This is a genomic window from Halorubrum salinum, assembly GCF_024494575.1.
Taxonomy (GTDB): Archaea; Halobacteriota; Halobacteria; order Halobacteriales; family Haloferacaceae; genus Halorubrum; species Halorubrum salinum.
In genome coordinates, this window is the sequence record NZ_JANHDO010000002.1 from 504983 (window position 1) to 522313 (window position 17331).

General features: G+C 67.3%; 18 protein-coding genes. 3 read left to right on the forward strand and 15 right to left on the reverse strand.

The annotated features are described in order from the left end of the window. Positions 1-2 precede the first annotated feature (2 nt). Genes NO930_RS08195 through alaS form a run of 3 tightly spaced genes read right to left on the reverse strand, consistent with a single transcriptional unit; the run spans position 3 to position 4364 of the window. Positions 3-719, reverse strand: a complete 717-nt coding sequence (locus NO930_RS08195; protein ID WP_137782829.1) for a type 1 glutamine amidotransferase — start codon at positions 717-719, stop codon at positions 3-5. Between the two features lie 51 nt (positions 720-770). Continuing rightward, positions 771-1574, reverse strand: a complete 804-nt coding sequence (locus NO930_RS08200; protein ID WP_256403094.1) for an alpha/beta fold hydrolase — start codon at positions 1572-1574, stop codon at positions 771-773. Between the two features lie 12 nt (positions 1575-1586). Beyond that, a complete protein-coding gene (alaS, locus tag NO930_RS08205; protein WP_256403095.1) occupies positions 1587-4364 on the reverse strand; it encodes an alanine--tRNA ligase in 2778 nt (925 codons plus the stop codon). A gap of 191 nt (positions 4365-4555) precedes the next feature. Between alaS and srp19 the strand changes: the two genes are divergently transcribed. Beyond that, positions 4556-4834 carry a signal recognition particle subunit SRP19 gene (srp19, locus tag NO930_RS08210; protein WP_137783714.1) on the forward strand — a complete coding sequence of 93 codons (279 nt, stop codon included), beginning with the start codon at positions 4556-4558 and terminating at the stop codon, positions 4832-4834. A 2-nt stretch (positions 4835-4836) separates the two neighbouring features. Then, positions 4837-5067, forward strand: a complete 231-nt coding sequence (locus NO930_RS08215; RefSeq protein ID WP_137783715.1) for an H/ACA ribonucleoprotein complex subunit GAR1 — start codon at positions 4837-4839, stop codon at positions 5065-5067. Between the two features lie 40 nt (positions 5068-5107). Here the strand turns inward: NO930_RS08215 and NO930_RS08220 are convergent, their stop codons facing one another. From NO930_RS08220 to NO930_RS08275, 12 genes are all read right to left on the reverse strand, one after another. Beyond that, on the reverse strand, positions 5108-5404 hold the full coding sequence (locus NO930_RS08220; protein ID WP_256403096.1) for a hypothetical protein: 297 nt from the start codon (positions 5402-5404) through the stop codon (positions 5108-5110). Between the two features lie 92 nt (positions 5405-5496). Further along, on the reverse strand, positions 5497-7005 hold the full coding sequence (locus NO930_RS08225) for an NADH-quinone oxidoreductase subunit N (RefSeq protein ID WP_256403097.1): 1509 nt from the start codon (positions 7003-7005) through the stop codon (positions 5497-5499). After that, complete coding sequence (locus NO930_RS08230; protein ID WP_199242248.1) at positions 6998-8530, reverse strand: complex I subunit 4 family protein; 1533 nt, start codon at positions 8528-8530, stop codon at positions 6998-7000. Before NO930_RS08230 ends, NO930_RS08225 begins: the two co-directional genes overlap by 8 nt. Further along, positions 8527-10554, reverse strand: coding sequence for an NADH-quinone oxidoreductase subunit L (gene nuoL / locus NO930_RS08235; RefSeq protein WP_256403098.1), 2028 nt, complete (start codon positions 10552-10554; stop codon positions 8527-8529). Before nuoL ends, NO930_RS08230 begins: the two co-directional genes overlap by 4 nt. 1 nt (position 10555) lies before the next feature. Then, a complete protein-coding gene (gene nuoK / locus NO930_RS08240) occupies positions 10556-10876 on the reverse strand; it encodes an NADH-quinone oxidoreductase subunit NuoK (RefSeq protein ID WP_137783899.1) in 321 nt (106 codons plus the stop codon). Then, positions 10873-11148, reverse strand: coding sequence for a hypothetical protein (locus NO930_RS08245; protein ID WP_241996983.1), 276 nt, complete (start codon positions 11146-11148; stop codon positions 10873-10875). Before NO930_RS08245 ends, nuoK begins: the two co-directional genes overlap by 4 nt. Before the next feature lie 65 nt (positions 11149-11213). Further along, the gene (locus tag NO930_RS08250; protein ID WP_137783897.1) at positions 11214-11480 is read right to left on the reverse strand and encodes an NADH-quinone oxidoreductase subunit J; all 267 of its coding nucleotides are present in this window, start codon (positions 11478-11480) and stop codon (positions 11214-11216) included. Positions 11481-11529: 49 nt separating this feature from the next. Next, positions 11530-11991, reverse strand: a complete 462-nt coding sequence (locus tag NO930_RS08255) for a NuoI/complex I 23 kDa subunit family protein (protein ID WP_049984193.1) — start codon at positions 11989-11991, stop codon at positions 11530-11532. Beyond that, positions 11991-13064 (reverse strand): complex I subunit 1/NuoH family protein, encoded by a 1074-nt coding sequence (locus NO930_RS08260; protein WP_256403099.1) that lies wholly within the window; start codon positions 13062-13064, stop codon positions 11991-11993. The genes NO930_RS08255 and NO930_RS08260 overlap by 1 nt, the downstream gene beginning before the upstream one ends. Next, on the reverse strand, positions 13064-14728 hold the full coding sequence (locus tag NO930_RS08265) for an NADH-quinone oxidoreductase subunit D (protein ID WP_256403100.1): 1665 nt from the start codon (positions 14726-14728) through the stop codon (positions 13064-13066). Before NO930_RS08265 ends, NO930_RS08260 begins: the two co-directional genes overlap by 1 nt. Continuing rightward, positions 14725-15423 carry an NADH-quinone oxidoreductase subunit B gene (locus NO930_RS08270; RefSeq protein WP_006113007.1) on the reverse strand — a complete coding sequence of 233 codons (699 nt, stop codon included), beginning with the start codon at positions 15421-15423 and terminating at the stop codon, positions 14725-14727. Before NO930_RS08270 ends, NO930_RS08265 begins: the two co-directional genes overlap by 4 nt. Next, positions 15423-15839, reverse strand: a complete 417-nt coding sequence (locus tag NO930_RS08275; protein WP_137783901.1) for an NADH-quinone oxidoreductase subunit A — start codon at positions 15837-15839, stop codon at positions 15423-15425. The genes NO930_RS08270 and NO930_RS08275 overlap by 1 nt, the downstream gene beginning before the upstream one ends. A gap of 272 nt (positions 15840-16111) precedes the next feature. On the opposite strand from NO930_RS08275, the gene NO930_RS08280 reads away from it, so the two are divergent. Beyond that, positions 16112-17143 carry a glutathione S-transferase family protein gene (locus NO930_RS08280; protein WP_256403101.1) on the forward strand — a complete coding sequence of 344 codons (1032 nt, stop codon included), beginning with the start codon at positions 16112-16114 and terminating at the stop codon, positions 17141-17143. The last annotated feature ends 188 nt before the right edge of the window (positions 17144-17331 follow it).

Consider the following 17331-nt stretch of genomic DNA (forward strand, 5'->3'; position numbering starts at 1 on the left):
GCTCAGTCCCCGGCCGCGGCCGCCGACTCCCGATCGGCTTTCAGCCGCCGAGCGTACGCGACGAAGTTGTCGAAGATCCCCTTCGCCTCACACGCGGCGTCGTAGGCGTCTGGCGTGATCTCCTCCAAGACGGCGTCGACGCGGGCGTCGCCCAGACGCTCGCGCTTGCCGTCCGTGACGTCGCGCGCCGTGTCGACGTCGTACTCCGGATGAAACTGCACGCCCCAGCAGTGCCCGTCGCGGAACGCGTGGACGCCGTGGTCGTTCTCGGCGAGCAGCGTCGCGCTCGGCGGGAGGTCGACGACCGTGTCGCCGTGCGTCGTGAAGACGGTGAACTCCTCGTCTATCCCCTCGAACAACTGATCGTTCCCGCGGTGTCGCACCGTGTTGTAGCCGATCTCGAACCCGTCCATCCCGGCGACGCGGCCGCCGAGCGCCTCTGCGAGCACCTGGTGGCCGTAACAGACCCCGAGCACCGGAACGCCCGCGTCGGCGGCGTCGGCGACGTACTCGACGAGCGGGGGGATCCACGCCTCGTCCCAGTAGACGGAGGACCGCGACCCGGTGACCACGACGCCGTCGAAGTCGGTGTGGTCTGGAAGATGGCCGTTCGCGGCGTCGAACTCCGCGAGGTCGGCGTCGAGTTCGCGGCGGAAGTTCCGCCGGGTGTTCCCGTCTGTTTGCGCCGCGTTCAACAGCGCGAACCGGAGGCGTGTCATTGACCGAACGGTGGACAGAGACACTGAAAACGGTTGTGGCGCGCGGTTCACTCAGGAGAGCGGATCGGCGGCGTGCTCCGCGAGCCATCCGACCAGCGCGTCGTTGACCGCCGCGGACGCCTCCACGCCGACGAGGTGTCTCGCGTCATCGACGACGAGCGACTCGCCGCGTGGAAGCCCGTCGGCGAGCGTTTCCGCGGCCGTACGCGGACAGACGGTGTCCGCCGCGCCGTGGACGACGAGCGTCGGGGTCGTGATCTCGTACAGCCGATCCGACACGTCGAACCCCTCCACGGCCGCGCGGTGCGCCTCGAACGTCTCGCGGTCGGCGTCCTCTCTCGTCCGCCAGTCGGCGATCCGTGAGAGCACGTCCGGGTGCACCTCGCGGAACGACTCGGAGAGGAGTCCGGTCAGCGACCCCTCGACCGCCGTCGGCGTCGACGGGTCGGCCCACACCCCGCGGGCGTTGTAGTCCGCCCCCGACGGCGGCGTCCCGACGACGGTCAGGCTCGCGGGCCGCGACGACGTGAGGGCGTACGCGAGCGCGACCATCCCGCCCAGCCCGTACCCGACGACGTGGGCGTTCCGTACTCCCGCCGCGGCGCAGACGGCGTCGACGTCGCTCGCCAGGGTCTCGACCGAGTACGGTCCCGGTGGCGCGTCGGAGCGGCCGACGCCACGCGTCTCGGGCGTGACGACCGTGTGCGGCCCCGCGACCGCGGCGTGTTGCCAGCCGAACTGCCACGCGCCGAGGCCGGCGTCGCCACAGAACACGACCGCCTCGTCCGGGTCGCCCGCGCCGGTCGCGTCGACCTCGTACCGGATCGAGACGCCCGCGTTGTCTGCTCTCGGCATCGGCGTCTCAACTCACGCCTCTTGGACGCGGTGGACGATCTCCGGTGCCGCCTCAAGCGCCTCGTCGAGCGCGTCGGCGTCCGGGCCGCCGCCCTGGGCGAAGTCCGGCGGCCCGCCGCCGCCGCCGCCGACTCGGTCGGCGAGCGCAGAGACGACCTGTCCGGCGTTGACACCGACGTCGTCGGGCACGCCGACGACGAAGCTCGCGGACCCGTCGGCACCGCTCCCGACGACGGCGACCTTTCCGTCGTCGACGTGGGCGTTCGCGGTCGCACGAAGCTCGTCCGCGTCGCCGTCGAGCCGCTGGACCACGACCGTCACCCCGTCGACCTCGACCTCCTCTGCGTCTGCGCCGCCGGAGGCGCGCGCGGCCGCGAGCTCTTCTTTCAGCGACTCGATCTCTTTGCCCCGCGCCTTCCACTCCTCGAAGAACCGCTCTGCCGTCTCCGGCACGTCGAGCGGGTCGACGTCGAGCGCGTCGGCGGCGTCGTACAGCGCGTCCTCGGTGCGCTGGGTCGCCTCGACCGCCGCGCCGGCGGCGGCGAAGACGATCCGCTCGACGCCGTCCTGGACGGGCTCCGTCTTCAACACCTTCACCGCGCCGATCTGTCCGGTGCGGTCGACGTGCGTGCCGGCACACGCCTGCACGTCGGCGTCGCCGACGTGGACGAGACGGACGTTGGTTCCCGGCGGGACGCCGCCCTGGTAGAGGTCGAATCCGTGTTCGGCCTCCGCCTCGTTGCGGTCCGGCCACTCCTGTCGGACCGGGACGTTATCGCGGACCAGCTCGTTCGCGACCCGCTCTATCGCTTTGACCTGATCTCTCGTGATCCGATCGTAGTGGCGCACGTCGAGCCGAGAGGAGTCGATCCCCTTCTGTGCGCCCGCCTGACGAACGTGGTCTCCGAGCACTTCGCGGGCCGCGTGCCCGATCAGGTGCGTCGCCGTGTGGTGCGCGCGCAGCCGGTCGCGGCGGTCGCCGTCGACCTGTCCGCGAACGAACTCACCTTTCCCGGGATCGGCGTCGGCGCGGTGGAGGACGACTCCCCCGACCTCCTGTACGTCCGTCACGTCGACCGTGGTCTCGCCGACCGTGAGCTGTCCCCGGTCCGCGGGCTGTCCGCCGCCCTCGGGGTAGAACATCGTCTGGTCTAACACGACGTCGTACCCCTCCTCGCGCTCGAACACGTCGAGGACGACCGCCTCGAACTCGGTTCGGCCCTGGTCGTCGTAGAAGAGCTTCTCCGTCTCGGGGAGGTCGTCGAACCGCTCGTCGCGCTCCGCGGCCGCGTCGTCGCCGTCGGCCTCCTCGTGGCGGTCGGCGACGAGCGCGTAGAAGTCGTCGGGAACGTCGACGGTCGCACCGCGCTCCGCCGCGATGTCGGCGACCATGTCCGGCTGGATGCCGTGTGAGTCGTACAGCTCCAACAGCGTCTCCGTCGGGATCGGTTCGTCGGTCCCGGCGTACTCGTCTGCGAGCTGTTCGACCTTCCGGGAGCCGCGCTCCAGCGTCTTGCGGTACTTCCGCTCCTCGCTGCGAACGATCTCGCGGATCGTGTCGCGGTTCTCGTAGCCGAGCCGCTCGGCCTGCATATCGACCAGCTCGTCGAGCGGCGCGTCGACGCCGGCCTCGTCGACCAGCCGCTTCATCCGACGGAGCACCATCCGCGCGAGGTAGCCCGTCCCGACGTTCGACGGGACGATGCCGTCGCCGAACATGTACGCGAGCGTCCGCGAGTGGTCCGCGATCGCGTAGATGGCTTCGAGCGGCTCGACAAGCTCGCGGAGCCGCTCCACGTCGACGTCGAGCCGGTCGGCGATGTCACCGCGGGCGGCCTCCACGTCGTCGACGTCGTCGATGTCGAGCCGGCCGGAGAGCGTCGCGGCGCGGTGGACGATCTCGCGTTCCGCCTCGGTGTGTTCGATGCCGGCGTTCTCTTTGAGGAAGTCGATGGCGTCCGGATAGATGGCCTCGTACACCGTCGCCGTCCCCTGACTCATCCACGTCCACCGCTCTAACCCGTACCCGGTGTCGACGATGTAGGTGTCCATGAACGAGTACGTGTGTCCGTCTTTCATCTCGTAGTCGCCGTCGGGGTCCCGCTCCATGCACATGAAGACGAGCGTCGCCAGCTCAGCGCCCTTGTAGATGACCTCGATGGCGGGCCCCGCGTTGCCGCCGCCGACCCACGGGTCCTCGATGTAGGTTATCTCCTCCAGATCGGCCCCCAGGCTCTCGAACAACTCGTCGCAGTACCGGACCGTCTCGTCTTTCCAGTACACCTCGCCCTCGTAGGCGTACTCCGCCTCGGCGTCCTCGCGCGTGTTGAACGCGTGGTGAGCCATCATCTCGAACGCCATCGTGTGTCGGCCGGTCTTGCCGACGTTGTCGATGTCTTGCATCCGAATGCAGGGCTGTGAGATGGTGAGCGGGTTCGCCGGCGGCGGCGTCTGTCCGGAGGTGACGAGCGGCTGGAAGTCGTAGATCGACGCCTGCGTCAAGAGCACGTCGTCGCGCCAGCGGTTCGCCGCGACCGGGTACGGATCGATCCGCTCGTGACTGTGCTCTTCGAAGAAGGAGAGGAACGCCTCGCGCATCTCCGACAGCGAGTGCGGCTCCGGAAAGCCCGGGTCGTCGATGAAGCTGTAGTCCGCACAGGGCGGTTCGCCGCACAGTTCGCGGTCGGCGTCGCGGGTCCAGAAGTGTGCGCCACAGGAGGGACACTCCTTGCGCTCGAACCCCTCCTCCTCGAAGTAGTCGAGACGGTACTCCGCTTCGAGATCGCTCATTACACGAACGTGGCCCGTGTTGCTCCAAAAGGGTTCCGGGGTGGATCCCGCAACGGCTCCGCCGACCGTGGGGCCCGTCGTCTGCGTCCCCGCGCGGCCCGTGCGAGTGCGATCCGACGCCCACACCGGCCCTCGAACGACGCCGACCGCGTCCGAAACGACCTTACGCCGCGCGCTCGCCTCTCCGGTATATGGTCGAGAACGTCGTCTATCCCGCGTACTTCGACGCCGATCGGTCGCGGTCCGCGGGCCGCCGCGTCCCGACGGACCTGGCGGTCGAGGACCCGACGGTCGACGAGATCGCGAAGGCCGTCCAGCAGATCGGCTACGACGCGGTGATCGAACGCGACAAGGCGTACTCCCGCGAGTTCGAACCCCGCGGAATGGTCGTCGTCCGCGGAACGGACGACACGGCGAAAAACGACCTCGTGCAGGCGATCGCCGCCTACCTCGGGGTCATCCGAGAGTAGCGATGCGGCGAGTTGGTTCGGTCGTCCGTACCGCCGGGGGACTCGCTATCGCCCGCGCCGACGCCGACGAGGAACCGCCGCGGATCGGTTCGTCCGTCGTCGACGAGTCGCTCTCGACGGTCGGCCGGGTGGTCGACGTGTTCGGTCCCGTCGACCGCCCCTACGTGGCGGTGACGCCGAACGACGGCGTCGGACTCGCGTCGCTCGTCGGCGGGAAACTGTACGCTCGATAGGTCGACATCGGCGAACGACCCTCGCGTCGAGGTGACCGGATCACTCGACCGCCGTCGCGTCGGGACCGTCGACCACGTCGAAGTCGGAAAGCGTCTTCGTCGTCCGAGTGAGCCGTTCTGCGATCAGCAACTTCTCCGTCCGGTCCAGCCGCGCCCAGTCGAACTCCTCCGGCGGCGACTCCTCGAACTCCCGAAACGTCTGGAACACCGCCTCGTTGACGAACCGCTCGAACGACTCACACGACGGACACGTCACGGAGAGGTGAGACGTGTCGAACTCGCGGTCTAGCGTGTGATCGAGACAGCCCAGACACCGGTACGTGCGAGTGCGTCCCATACCGATCGGAGGCGCCGGACACTCGAATATCTGCGGGTACCGGTCGAATCGAACGCGAAAAACGAGCGGATCAACCGCCGTCTCCGAGGCGGTCAGAACAGCGCGGACGCGGCCGCCTCGGCGGTCTCGATGACCGGCCCGAAGCCGGGCAAGAGCAGCACCGTCGCGACGGCGGCGAACACGACCGCGGCGTACAGCGCCGTCGGCCGCACGTCGATCGCGTCGAGCGCGCTCGGCGAGTCGGGGTCGTCGATGAACAGCGCCTTCACGACCCGGCTGTAGTAGTACAGCGAGATCACGCTGTTCACCGCGCCGAGCGCCGCGAGCCACACGAAGCCGTTGTCGATGGCCGCCTGGAACAGGAAGTACTTCGAGAAGAACCCGGCGAACGGCGGGAGCCCCGCGAGCGAGAACATGAACACGGCCATCGCGGTCGACGCGACCGGCGCGCGACGCGCCAGTCCGGCGTAGTCCGCGAAGGTCCGACCGACGCCCCACCGCTCCGCCATCGCGACGAAGAGGAACGCGCCGGTGTTCATGAACCCGTAGACGAGCAGGTGCGCCATCGCCGCGCCCATCACGGTCCCGTTGGCCTGACCGCCGGCCGAGAGCGCGGCGAGACCGATGAGCGCGTAGCCGGCGTGACCGATAGAGGAGTACGCGAGCATTCGCTTGACCTCCTCTTGAACGGCGGCCGCGAAGTTCCCGAGCGTCATCGTCACGGCCGCGATGATCCCGAACGCGAGCACCCAGTCGATGTTGGCACCGACCGACGCCCCGACGGGGAACGCCTCCGTGAACAGCTGGAACGCCACCACGAAGCCGGCCGCCTTCGACGCCGACGAGAGGTACGCGCTCACGGGAGCGGGCGCGCCCTCGTACGCCTCCGGAGCCCAGAAGTGGAACGGGACGGAGGCGGTCTTGAACGCCACGCCGCCGACGATCATCACGATGCCGAGCCCGGCGACGCCCGCGAGCCCGTCGAGCGATCCGACGGCCTCGGCGACGTCACCGAACAGCAGCGACCCGGTCGCCGCGTACACGAGCGAGATCCCGAACAGGAAGATCGCAGACGAGAGCGCGCCGACGAGGAAGTACTTCATCCCCGCCTCGACGCTCCCGCGGTTCTGTTTCAAGAACGCGACGAGCACGTACGACGGCAGCGACACCATCTCCAAGGCGACGAAGACGACCGCGAGCGAGTTGGCCACCGCGAGAAGCGCCATGCCCGTCGTCGCGAACAGCACGAGCGAGTAGAACGCCGCGGGGTTCGCGTGGTCGTGGAAGTAGTCGTGGGCGGCGACGACGACGAGCGCCGTCACCGACGCGAAGATGGCGATGAAGAACAGCGCCATCGTGTCGACCGCAATCGTGTCCGCGAACAGGCGGACCGCGCCCGCGTCGACGCCCACCGTTCCAGAGACCACGAGCCACGCGGTCGCCCCGAGCGCGCCCAGCGACCCGAGCGCGCTGACGACTGCCATCGAGGTGTTCGACCGCCCGGACGGGCGGATCGTGTCGATCAAGAGCAGCGCGAGTCCGGTGAGTGCGAAAAGCAACACCGGGAGCAGCGCCGTCACCGCCGTCGGCGCGTTAACCATCGAGCGTCACCCCCTCGACCACGGGAACGGCTGCGTCACGAATCATCTCGAAGAAGATGTCGGGCGCGACGCCGAGCACGATGATCGCCACCAGAAGCACCGCGAGCGGGGCGACGTCGTGGAACGGCGCGGGACCGACCTCGTAGTCCGTCTCGAGGTGGAACGGCCCGAAGAGCGTGCTCTGCATCGCCGACAGCAGGTAGCCGGCGACGATGACGATACCGAACATCGCGAGCGCGGTGAACACGGGCGCGTACGGGAGCGCCGGTGCCGAAAGCGAGCCCACGAAGATGAAGAACTCGCCGGCGAAGCCGGCCATCAGGGGAAGCCCCATGTAGCCGAACGCGCCGGCGACCAGGATCCCGACCGTGATCGGCATCCGGTCGGCCATCCCGGCCATGTCGCCGACCATCCGCGTGTGCGTCGCGTTGTAGACGACGCCGACGGCCATGAACATCAGCCCGGAGATGAGCCCGTGAGCGACCATCTGGAACGTCGCGCCGCCGACGCCGTACTCGGTGAACACGACGAGCCCGAGGATGACGTACCCCATCGACGAGACGGACGAGTACGCGACGATGCGTTTCAGGTCCTTCTGTGCCAGCGCCAACATCGCGCCGTAGATGACGCTGATGACGGCTATCGCCGCGATGGGAATCGCGAGTGCGGACGCCTGATTCGGGAGCATCGTGAAGTTGAATCGGAGCAGCGCGTACGTCCCCATCTTCAGGAGCACGCCCGCCAGAAGCACCGACACCGGCGTCGGCGCTTCGACGTGGGCGTCGGGCAGCCACGTGTGCACCGGAACGATCGGGACCTTCACGGCGAACCCGAGGAACATCGCGAGGAAGGCGAGAAGCGCCATCCGCTCGGGCGCGATCCCGAACCACGCCGAGAGGTCTCCGGCCGCGATGGCCTGCGTGATCTCCGGGAGCGCGAACGAGCTCACCGAGTCGCCGAGCGCGAACACGAGCGACATGAACCCGATGAACATCAGGAGCGACGCCGCGTTCGTGTACACGAAGAACTTGATCGCGGCGTACTTCCGACGCGGACCGCCCCAGATGCCGATGAGGAAGTACATCGGCACGAGCACGGCCTCCCAGAAGATGAACCACAGGAAGAAGTCGAGCGCCGTGAACACGCCGAGCAGGTTGGCCTGCATGAACAGCATGAGCCCGTAGAACTGGCTCTGCCGGGAGTCGATCGGCGTCCACGCACTCACGATAGCGAGCGGGACGAGGAACGTCGTGAGAACCACGAGCGGGAGGCTGATCCCGTCGAGGCCGACGAACCACGACACGGACCTGCCGCCGACTTCGAGCCACTCGACCTGCGTTCGGAACGCGATGTCACCGCCCGTGAGCGCGTTTCCGGAGCCGTCGAAGGCGGACCACAGGTACAGCGACCCCGCGAACGGGATCAGGCTGAGCGCGAACGCCAACTTCCCCGCCCACTCGTTGGGCGCGAGGAGGACGACGAGCGCGCTCACGAACGCGACCGCGATGAGCGCTTCGAGTATCACAGGAACCACCCCCCGGTCACGCCGAGGACTAGAACCAAGGCGACAAGCCCCAGCGTCAGAAGCGCCGTGTACTGCGAGACGACGCCGCTCTGGAGCCGACGGATGCGGTTCCCGCCGAAGAGGCTCACCGACGAGACGCCGTTGACGACGCCGTCGATGATCCCCTGATCGAAGACGTTGGCCACGCCGGCCACGTCCTCGGTGCGATACGCGAGCCATACCTGCAGTTCGTCGAGGTAGTAGTTGTTGTACAGCACGTCTTTGATCCCGCCGAGCTTCGCCGTGTGTTCCGTCGGCGACGGAACGCCGTAGAGCCGCCACGCGAGCCCGAGGCCGGCAAGCGCCAGCCCGAGCGAGACCGCCGCGCCGACGAGGACCGTGCCGACCTCGCCGCCGACGAGGTACTCGCTACTGTACGGACCGAGGTCGGCGTAGTGGTGCGAGGAGAGTCCCTCGATTCCGCCCCACTCGTTGTCGAGCCAGCGGTGGAGCACGTCTATCCCCTCGATCCCGAGCACCTTCTGGACCGGAACCATGTTGATCACGCCGGTGACGACGGCGAGCGACCCGAGCACCGTGAGCGGCCCCTTCACGTTCCAGCGAACGGGTTCAGGGTCGCGGGCAGTGGCGCTGCGCGGCTCGCCGTGGAAGGTCAAAAAGACCATCCGGAAGGTGTAGAAGGCGGTGACGGGAACCGCGAGCAGCCCCATCAGGTAGCCGCCGAACAGCAGCGGCTCGCCGGGCGCGTGGACGAGCGCCTCGTAGAGGATCTCGTCTTTCGACCAGAATCCGGCGAACGGGAAGATGCCCGCGAGCGCCAGCGACCCCGCGAGGAACGTGTAGTAGGTGACGGGAAGCTTCGACTTCAGCCCGCCCATGTCCCACATGTCCTCGTTGTGGTGCATCGCGATGATGACCGAGCCCGCGCCCAAGAAGAGCAGGGCCTTGAAGAACGCGTGGGTCGTCAGGTGGAAGACCGCGGCCACGTACCCGCCCGCGCCGAGCGCGAGCATCATGTAGCCGTACTGCGAGATGGTCGAGTACGCGAGCACCTGCTTCAGCTCGTCTTTCACCACGCCCATCGTCGCCGCGAACAGCGCGGTGAAGCCGCCGATGAAGGCGATCACCGCGAGCGCGGTCGGTGACAGCGCGTAGAAGCCGTACATCCGCGCGACGAGGTAGACGCCGGCCGCGACCATCGTCGCGGCGTGGATCAGCGCGGAGACGGGCGTCGGACCCTCCATCGCGTCGGGTAGCCACGTGTGCAGCGGGAACTGCGCCGACTTCCCGACCACGCCGCCGAGCACCAGCAGCCCGACGATCGTGAACCACGTGTCCACGGCGAGTCCGCCGGGCGTCCACGCGACCTCACCGGCCTCCGCGAGCGCCGGGAACGACTCCGGTCCGGCGAACTGCGCGGTGCCGAACGTCGCGAGCACCGCCACGACGCCGATCAGGAAGAAGTAGTCGCCGAAGCGGGTGACCAGGAAGGCCTTCTTCGCCGCCGACGGCGGCCCCGGCTCCCGGAAGTGGAAGCCGATGAGCAGGTACGAGCAGAGCCCGACCAGTTCGAAGAACATGAACGCCATGAGCAGGTTGTCAGCGACGACGAATCCGAGCATCGACGCCGTGAAGAGCCCGAGCCCAGCGTAGTACCGCGGGAGCCCGGTCTCGCCCTCGTCGTTCATGTAGCCCAGCGAGAACACGTGGACAAGAAGCGCCACGAGCGTCACGATGACGAGCATGAGCGCCGAAAGCGGGTCCACGAGGATGCCAAACGTGAGCTCCACGTCGGTCGGGCCGATGCCGCCGGCGCTCGCCCAGGTGTAGATGGTCCGGTTCGCTGCCTGTCCCCCGGCCACGGTGGCGAGCACCCACAACGAGAGCAGGAACGACCCCGCAGTCGCGGCGATGCCGCCGAAGGCACCCCCCTTCGGGAGGTACTTGCCCGCGCCGAGCGCGACCAGGAACGAGAAGAACGGCAGGAGAACGATCGCCGGAACGTACGAGAACACGTCTATCATGTTACCACCTCATCTCCGTTGGAACGGTGACGTCTGTGACGCCGAAGTTACGGTACAACACGAGGATGATTCCGATGCCGATCGCGACCTCGGCGGCGGCGAGCGCGATGACGAACAGCGCGAACACCTGGCCCGTGAGGTCGCCGTAATACAGCGCGAACGCGACGAAGTTGATGTTCGCGGCGTTCATCATGAGCTCGACGCTCATGAGGAAGTACAGCGCGGACCGTCGCGTGAGCACGCCGAGCAGTCCGATACAAAACACCGTGGCCGCCAAAAGCAGGTACCACGACGGGGGGATGGACGCGGCGACGGCGGTCACTCCCGCTCACCCCCGTCGGTGAGCGCCTGCCCGACGGCCGCGACGATGGAGCCGTCCTCCTCGCGTTTGGCCAGATACACCGCGCCGTCGACGGCGACGTCGAGGGCCACTGCGGCGATCAGGAAGGCCGCGAGGAACCCCTCGGCGGGAACCGTCGTCACGTCGTACTCGCCGAGCCCGAACAGGGCGTACCCGATGTTGTGAACGATCGACGCGTCGGCCGGGAAGCCGGCCACCGCACCGAACTCCGCCGAGAGGGCCGTGAGAGCCATCACGACGAACAGGGCCGCGACCGCGATGACGGGGACGATCCGGCCGACGCCGGAACTCGAGTCGCTCACGCGCTATTCACCTCCGTTTCCGTGTCCGTTCGCGTGAGCATCACGGCGAACGTGACGAGAATGAGAACCCCGCCCACGTAGACGAGGATCTGCATGGCGGCGATGAACTCCGCCTGTAACATCACGTAGTGCACCGCGACGCTCGTCAGGGCACCGCCCAGAAGCAACGCGGCGTGGAACACGTCGCGCGCCAAGACGACCCCGAGGCTGAACGCCAGCGTGACAGCGGCGAACAGCCCGAACGCGATGGTAGCATAAACCATTGTGTGTGTCTCCTATGAGAGTCCCTTTGAAGATTTCGAGACGCGCCCGCTACTGGTAGTCGACCTCGCCGTCTCCCTCCCCGATCCACGCGCTGCGATCGGGGTTCCGGGACTCCAGCGGGTCGATCCCCTTGTACCACGGGACGTTCTTGAGCTGTTCTTTGTTGAACACGAAGTCGTCTTTCGTGTCGGCGGTGAACTCGAAGTTCTGGGTCAACAAGATCGCGTCGACGGGACAGACCTCCTCACAGAGCCGGCAGTAGATGCACTGGCCGATGTGGAGGTTGTACTGCTCCCCGTTGCGCTGGTCGTCTTGAACGATCTGGATCGTGTCGTTCGGACAGACGTTCTCGCACTGTCGACACCAGATACACCGCTCTTGGCTGAACTTGTGAACGCCGCGGAACCGCGGGCTCACCTCGGGTGCGTCCTCCGGGTATTCCACCGTGAACGTCGACCCGTCCAGCGCGTGTTTCATCGTCGTCGCCATGGATTTCATGAGTCCGATCATTACGCGATCACCCCCACGATTACGGCCGTGAGAACCAGGTTCGCGAACGACAGCACCAACATGCCCTTCCAGCCGATCTCGATGAGCTGGTCGATGCGGACGCGCGGCAGCGCGGAGCGGGCCCACTGCGTGAACAGGAAGAAGGCCCAGAGCTTCACCACGAACCAGATGAAGCCGATGCTCTCCGGCCCGGGGCCGGACGCGCCGCCGAGGAACGTCACGGCGAGGATCGCGCCGCCGAGGAAGATGTGCACGAACTCGCCGAGATAGAAGAGGACGAAGTACGCCGAGGAGTACTCGGTCTGGTACCCGGCGACGATCTCCGTCGGTGCCTCCGGGATGTCGAACGGATTCCGCCCGATCTCAGCGAGGTTCGCCGTGAGGAACAACACGAACGCGAACGGGTTAACGAACGCGTACCACGCCGGAATATCGAGTCCGGCGATCGTGACGAGGGTCTCCGTCTGTGCGCCGACGATGCCGCTCATCTGGAGCGTCCCCGAGAAGATCACGACGGACATCGCCGTGACGATGAGCGGGATCTCGTACGCGAGGTTCTGTGCGACCGCGCGGAGCCCGCCCAAAAGCGAGTACTTGTTGCTCGACGCGTAGCCGGCCATCACCAGCGAGACCGACGCGATGGACGCGAACGCGAACACCAGCGCGAACCCGACTTCGGGGTCGGCGAGGTGGAAGTTTATCGGACCGAGCCGTCCCATCGGGATCACGGCGAAGCCTAAAAGCGCGGACGCCGGCAGGATGATGGGCGCGATGTCCCACGAGGGGCGGTCGACGCCCTCGGGGACGATGAGCTCCTTCGCGAGCAGCTGCACTGCAGACGCCGGGATGATGAGAAGCCCGAAGGGACCGACGCGGTTCACCGCGATCCGGTCCGTGAACGCCGCCGTGATCTTCCGTTTCGCCCACGGGCCCGCGACGCCCGTGAACGCGAGCACGATGTTGCCGACGACCGCCGCGGCGATGAGCGCCGCGACGACCTCGCCGAGCACGCCCGGCAGCCCGAACGTCTCCGCGAGCCACTCGGGGAACAGCTGTGCGGGTGCCGTCCCCATCAGCGGTCCACCTCCCCGAGCACGATGTCCAGGCTCCCGAGCGCCGCGATGACGTCGGGGATGTACTCGCCGTTCGCCATCTCCGGGAGCGTCTGGAGGTTCGAGAAGCACGGCGACCGGATCTTGAACCGCCCCGGCTTGTCGGTGCCGTCCGCGCGGATGTAGATCCCGAGTTCGCCCTTCGCGCCCTCAACGGCGCGGTAGATCTCGGTGTCGTCGTCGGGACGCAGCGTGCGCGGCACGTTCGCCTGAATCGTCCGCTCGTCTTCCGGCCAGTCTTCGAGCAGGTCCACGCACTGCTCGATGATCTTCGCCGACTCCTCGACCTCGCGCATCCGGACGAGCAGGCGGCTGAAGTTGTCGCAGCCGTCCTCGGTCACGACGTCCCAGTCGAGCTCGTCGTAGTAGCCGTACGGGTCGTCCCGCCGGAGGTCGTAGTCGACACCGGACCCGCGAGCGACCGGACCGGTCGCGCCGTAGTTCTTCGCGACGTCCGGCGGCAGGATCCCCGTGTCGATCGTCCGCATCTGGAAGATCTCGTTCGACGTGACGAGGTTGTGGTACTCCTCGACGGACTCCGGAAGCTGGTCGAGGAAATCGCGCGTCTTCGAGAAGAACTCCTCGCGCGGCTCCGGGAGGTCCCAGACGACGCCGCCGAGCCGGAAGTAGTTGAACATCAGCCGCTGGCCCGTCAGATCCTCCAAGAGGTCCTGTACGCGCTCGCGGTCGTTGATGGCGTACATGAACGTCGCCGTGAAGTCGCCGTTCACGTCGAGCGCGAACGTGGCGAGCGCGAGCATGTGCGCGGCGATGCGGCACATCTCCGCGCCCATCGTGCGGATGACCTGCGCGTACTCCGGCACCTCGATGTCGGCGAGGTCCTCTGCCGCGCGGGCGTACGCCCACTCGTTGAGCAGCCCCGCCGAGATGTAGTCCCAGCGGTCGGGGTACGGCATGATCTGGTGGCGGTAGGTCCCCGACTGGGCCATCTGCTCTTCGCTGCGGTGGAGGTAGCCGATGTCGGGCTCGACGTCGACCACCTGCTCGCCGTCGAGCACCGTCTTCAGGTGGAGCACGCCGTGGGTCGCCGGGTGGTGCGGCCCGATGTTGAGGAACATCGTGTCGGACTCGTCGTCCTTGTGATGGTCCTGTAGCGGGTTCGCGTGCTCCGGGAGCGTGGCGATCTGCGGCCGGTCCCTGTCGTAGTCCATCGACAGCGGGTGGCCCTGCCACGTCTCTGGCAACAGGATACGCCGGAGGTCTGGGTGTCCCTCGTACTCGATGCCGATCAGGTCGTACGCCTCCCGCTCGTGCCAGTCGGCGGTGCGGAAGACGGGCTCTCCCGTCTCGGAGACGGGGTCGTCCTTGTCGGCGGGGACGACGACGCTGACCTCTTGGGTCGGATCGTCGTACTTTTTCAGGTGGTAGATCGACTCGTAGCGATTCTCGTACTCCTGTGCGGTGACCACCGAGAGGTGGTCGTACCCCGCCTGCTCTTTCAGGATCGAGAGCGTTTCCTGAACGGTGTCCGGGCGGATGACGAACCCGGGCGCGTTCAGATGGTCGTCGCGGCCGACGACGAGGTCACCGAGCAGGGCTTCGAGTTCGTCCGGCGTCTGCGCCGGGACCCCGTCGTCGACGGTGTCTGGTCGTTCGAGGCTCATGGCGAATCAGCGAAGTTGTACCGCATGACGAGTTCGTCGTCGTCGATCTGGTCTGCGAGCTTGTCCACGAGCTCGTCCCGCTCGAGGTCCGAGAACTCCTCAAGCTCGTAGGGCTTGACGGTCACCGGTGCCGCTTCGCCGTTCGCGACGCGCTCTTGCAGCTTCACGACGCCGTAGACGAGCGCCTCGGGACGGGGCGGGCAGCCCGGGACGTGGATGTCGATCGGGATGACCTCCTCCGCGCCCTTGATCACGTTGTACCCCTCTTGGAACGGGCCGCCGGAGATGGTACACGATCCCATGCCGACGACGAACTTCGGCTCGGGCATCTGGTCGTAGACGCGTTTCATCCGCGGCGCGAACTTCGAGACGATCGTCCCGGGGACGATCATCACGTCGGCCTGTCGCGGCGACGCGCGCGGGACGCCCGACCCGAACCGGTCGAGGTCGTGTTTCACCGCGTAGGTGTGCATCATCTCGATGCTGCAACAGGCGATCCCGAACTGCAGCATGAACATCGAGGAGCCGCGGCACCAGTTCAGGAACTTGTCGAACTTGGTGAGGATGAACGGCGAGGAGCCGAACGCCTCCCGAAGCCGAGAGTTGAACCGATCGCCCTGCCCGGTCATCCGGGCGTCGCGGGTCTCGGTTACGACTTGCGATTCGTCGGTGATGAAAGGTTGATCGCTGCTCATTAGTTGAGGTCACGCTCCGTCTTTCTGCTGGTCGCGCGGGGGCTCCGGGCCCAGCTGATGGCCCCGGACCGCCACGCCCAGACGAGCCCGATGGCGAGGATGCCGACGAACGCCAGCATCGGCCACAGGAGGGCGGTCATCGGGACGCCGGCCTGTATCGCCGGACGGTAGATGACGGCCCACGGGAACAACAACACGGTCTCGATGTCGAACACGACGAACAACAACGCGACCATGTAATACTGGATGTTGAACCGGATCCGCGTCGTGCCCGTCGGCGTCTCGCCGGACTCGTAGGTGGTACTTTTACCGGTCTCAGGCACGCTCGGACGGAGCAACGCCGACACGCTCATCATCCCGACGGGGATGAGCAGGCCGACGGCCGCCAAGGCGCCGATCGCTATCCAATCGCTCATATAGGTCTCCGTAACGTGCGGGGATTTGGACCGCCCCCTCATAAGCGTTGAGTCTTGTACGCCCGCGTGCGTCTGCCTCGAGAACAGCCGTTTTCGACCGAAGCGCCGCCGAAGCGCCGCCCTGACCTCGATCCGTTTCGCCGACCGATCGAGCGGGTCCGGTACGGCGGCCGGCGTCCCCGAGCCGGTGGACGGACGCGGCGGACTCGGCGGCGGGCCGGTGACACGCGTGTCCCCGGCCACGTTATGGGCATAGAACCCCACGTCGGGGTATGAACCAACTCGTCGACGGCGAGTGGCGAACGGACGCGTACGAGACCACGAACGCGGACGGGGCCTTCGAGCGCGGGACGACGACGTTCCGGAACTGGGTCGCGGGCAGCGACGTTCCCGCCCACGTCGACGCCGAGCCGGACGAGCGGTTCCAGCCGGAGGCCGGACGGTACCACCTGTACGTCTCGTACGCCTGCCCGTGGGCGCACCGAACGCTTCTCGCGCGGTCGCTTCTCGGACTCGAAGACGCGATCGGCGTGAGCGTCGTCGACCCGTGGCGGGGGGAGGACGGCTGGCAGTTCTCACCCGAGAAGGACGGCTGTACCCCGGACCGACTCCACGGTAGCGACTACCTCCGCGAGCTGTACGTCGACGCCGACCCCGACGCCACCTGTCGAGTGACGGTCCCTGTCCTGTGGGACACGAAGGAGGGGACCATCGTCAACAACGAGTCCCGCGAGATCCTCCGGATGCTGTCGACCGCGTTCGCGGAGCTGGGCAACGGCGCGTCGCTGCTCCCCGCCCCCGACGACGAGGCGACCGTCGCGGACGTCGACGACGCAATCTCCGACATCTACGAGCCGATCAACAACGGCGTCTACCGCGCCGGGTTCGCCACCTCTCAGGACGCCTACGACGAGGCGATAGACGACCTGTTCGAGGCGTTGGACCGCTGGAACGACCACCTCGCAGACCAGCGATACCTCGTCGGCGACTCCCTGACCGAGGCGGACATCTGCATGTTCACAACGCTGGTCCGCTTCGATCAGGTGTATCACACCCACTTCATGTGCAACCGGAAGTTCGTCCACCAGTACGACCACCTCTGGCCGTACCTTCGAGACCTCTACCAGACGCCGGGCGTCGCGGAGACGGTGAACATGAGCCACATCAAAGAGCACTACTACACGACGCACCCGGACGTGACCCCGTCTGGCATCGTCGCGCGCGGACCCGACCTGGACTTCGACGACGCACACGACCGCGAGGAACTCGACGGCACCGCGCCGACCCCGACGGCCGGCGACTGACACCCGCTCTTGCGGTGCTACCGTTCGGCGACGGGGTCGTCGACGGCACTTCGGCGGCGGCACCGTTCGTCGTCTGAACTGTTCGGCCTCGCTCAGCCTGTCGTCACTCCGCCGCAGTTCGGCGCAGGCGCGGGCCCGCCCGCCTCGGCGCGGTCGCCAACGGGTTCAAGTGCGCGGTCGACGGAGCG

Excerpts from the sequence above, each read along its gene's own strand:
- NO930_RS08195 (WP_137782829.1), bottom strand. The coding sequence starts at position 719 with ATGACACGCCTCCGGTTCGCGCTGTTGAACGCGGCGCAAACAGACGGG.
- NO930_RS08200 (WP_256403094.1), bottom strand. The coding sequence starts at position 1,574 with ATGCCGAGAGCAGACAACGCGGGCGTCTCGATCCGGTACGAGGTCGAC.
- alaS (WP_256403095.1), bottom strand. The coding sequence starts at position 4,364 with ATGAGCGATCTCGAAGCGGAGTACCGTCTCGACTACTTCGAGGAGGAG.
- srp19 (WP_137783714.1), top strand. The coding sequence starts at position 4,556 with ATGGTCGAGAACGTCGTCTATCCCGCGTACTTCGACGCCGATCGGTCG.
- NO930_RS08215 (WP_137783715.1), top strand. The coding sequence starts at position 4,837 with ATGCGGCGAGTTGGTTCGGTCGTCCGTACCGCCGGGGGACTCGCTATC.
- NO930_RS08220 (WP_256403096.1), bottom strand. The coding sequence starts at position 5,404 with ATGGGACGCACTCGCACGTACCGGTGTCTGGGCTGTCTCGATCACACG.
- NO930_RS08225 (WP_256403097.1), bottom strand. The coding sequence starts at position 7,005 with ATGGTTAACGCGCCGACGGCGGTGACGGCGCTGCTCCCGGTGTTGCTT.
- nuoL (WP_256403098.1), bottom strand. The coding sequence starts at position 10,554 with ATGATAGACGTGTTCTCGTACGTTCCGGCGATCGTTCTCCTGCCGTTC.
- NO930_RS08245 (WP_241996983.1), bottom strand. The coding sequence starts at position 11,148 with ATGGCTCTCACGGCCCTCTCGGCGGAGTTCGGTGCGGTGGCCGGCTTC.
- NO930_RS08250 (WP_137783897.1), bottom strand. The coding sequence starts at position 11,480 with ATGGTTTATGCTACCATCGCGTTCGGGCTGTTCGCCGCTGTCACGCTG.
- NO930_RS08255 (WP_049984193.1), bottom strand. The coding sequence starts at position 11,991 with ATGATCGGACTCATGAAATCCATGGCGACGACGATGAAACACGCGCTG.
- NO930_RS08260 (WP_256403099.1), bottom strand. The coding sequence starts at position 13,064 with ATGGGGACGGCACCCGCACAGCTGTTCCCCGAGTGGCTCGCGGAGACG.
- NO930_RS08265 (WP_256403100.1), bottom strand. The coding sequence starts at position 14,728 with ATGAGCCTCGAACGACCAGACACCGTCGACGACGGGGTCCCGGCGCAG.
- NO930_RS08270 (WP_006113007.1), bottom strand. The coding sequence starts at position 15,423 with ATGAGCAGCGATCAACCTTTCATCACCGACGAATCGCAAGTCGTAACC.
- NO930_RS08275 (WP_137783901.1), bottom strand. The coding sequence starts at position 15,839 with ATGAGCGATTGGATAGCGATCGGCGCCTTGGCGGCCGTCGGCCTGCTC.
- NO930_RS08280 (WP_256403101.1), top strand. The coding sequence starts at position 16,112 with ATGAACCAACTCGTCGACGGCGAGTGGCGAACGGACGCGTACGAGACC.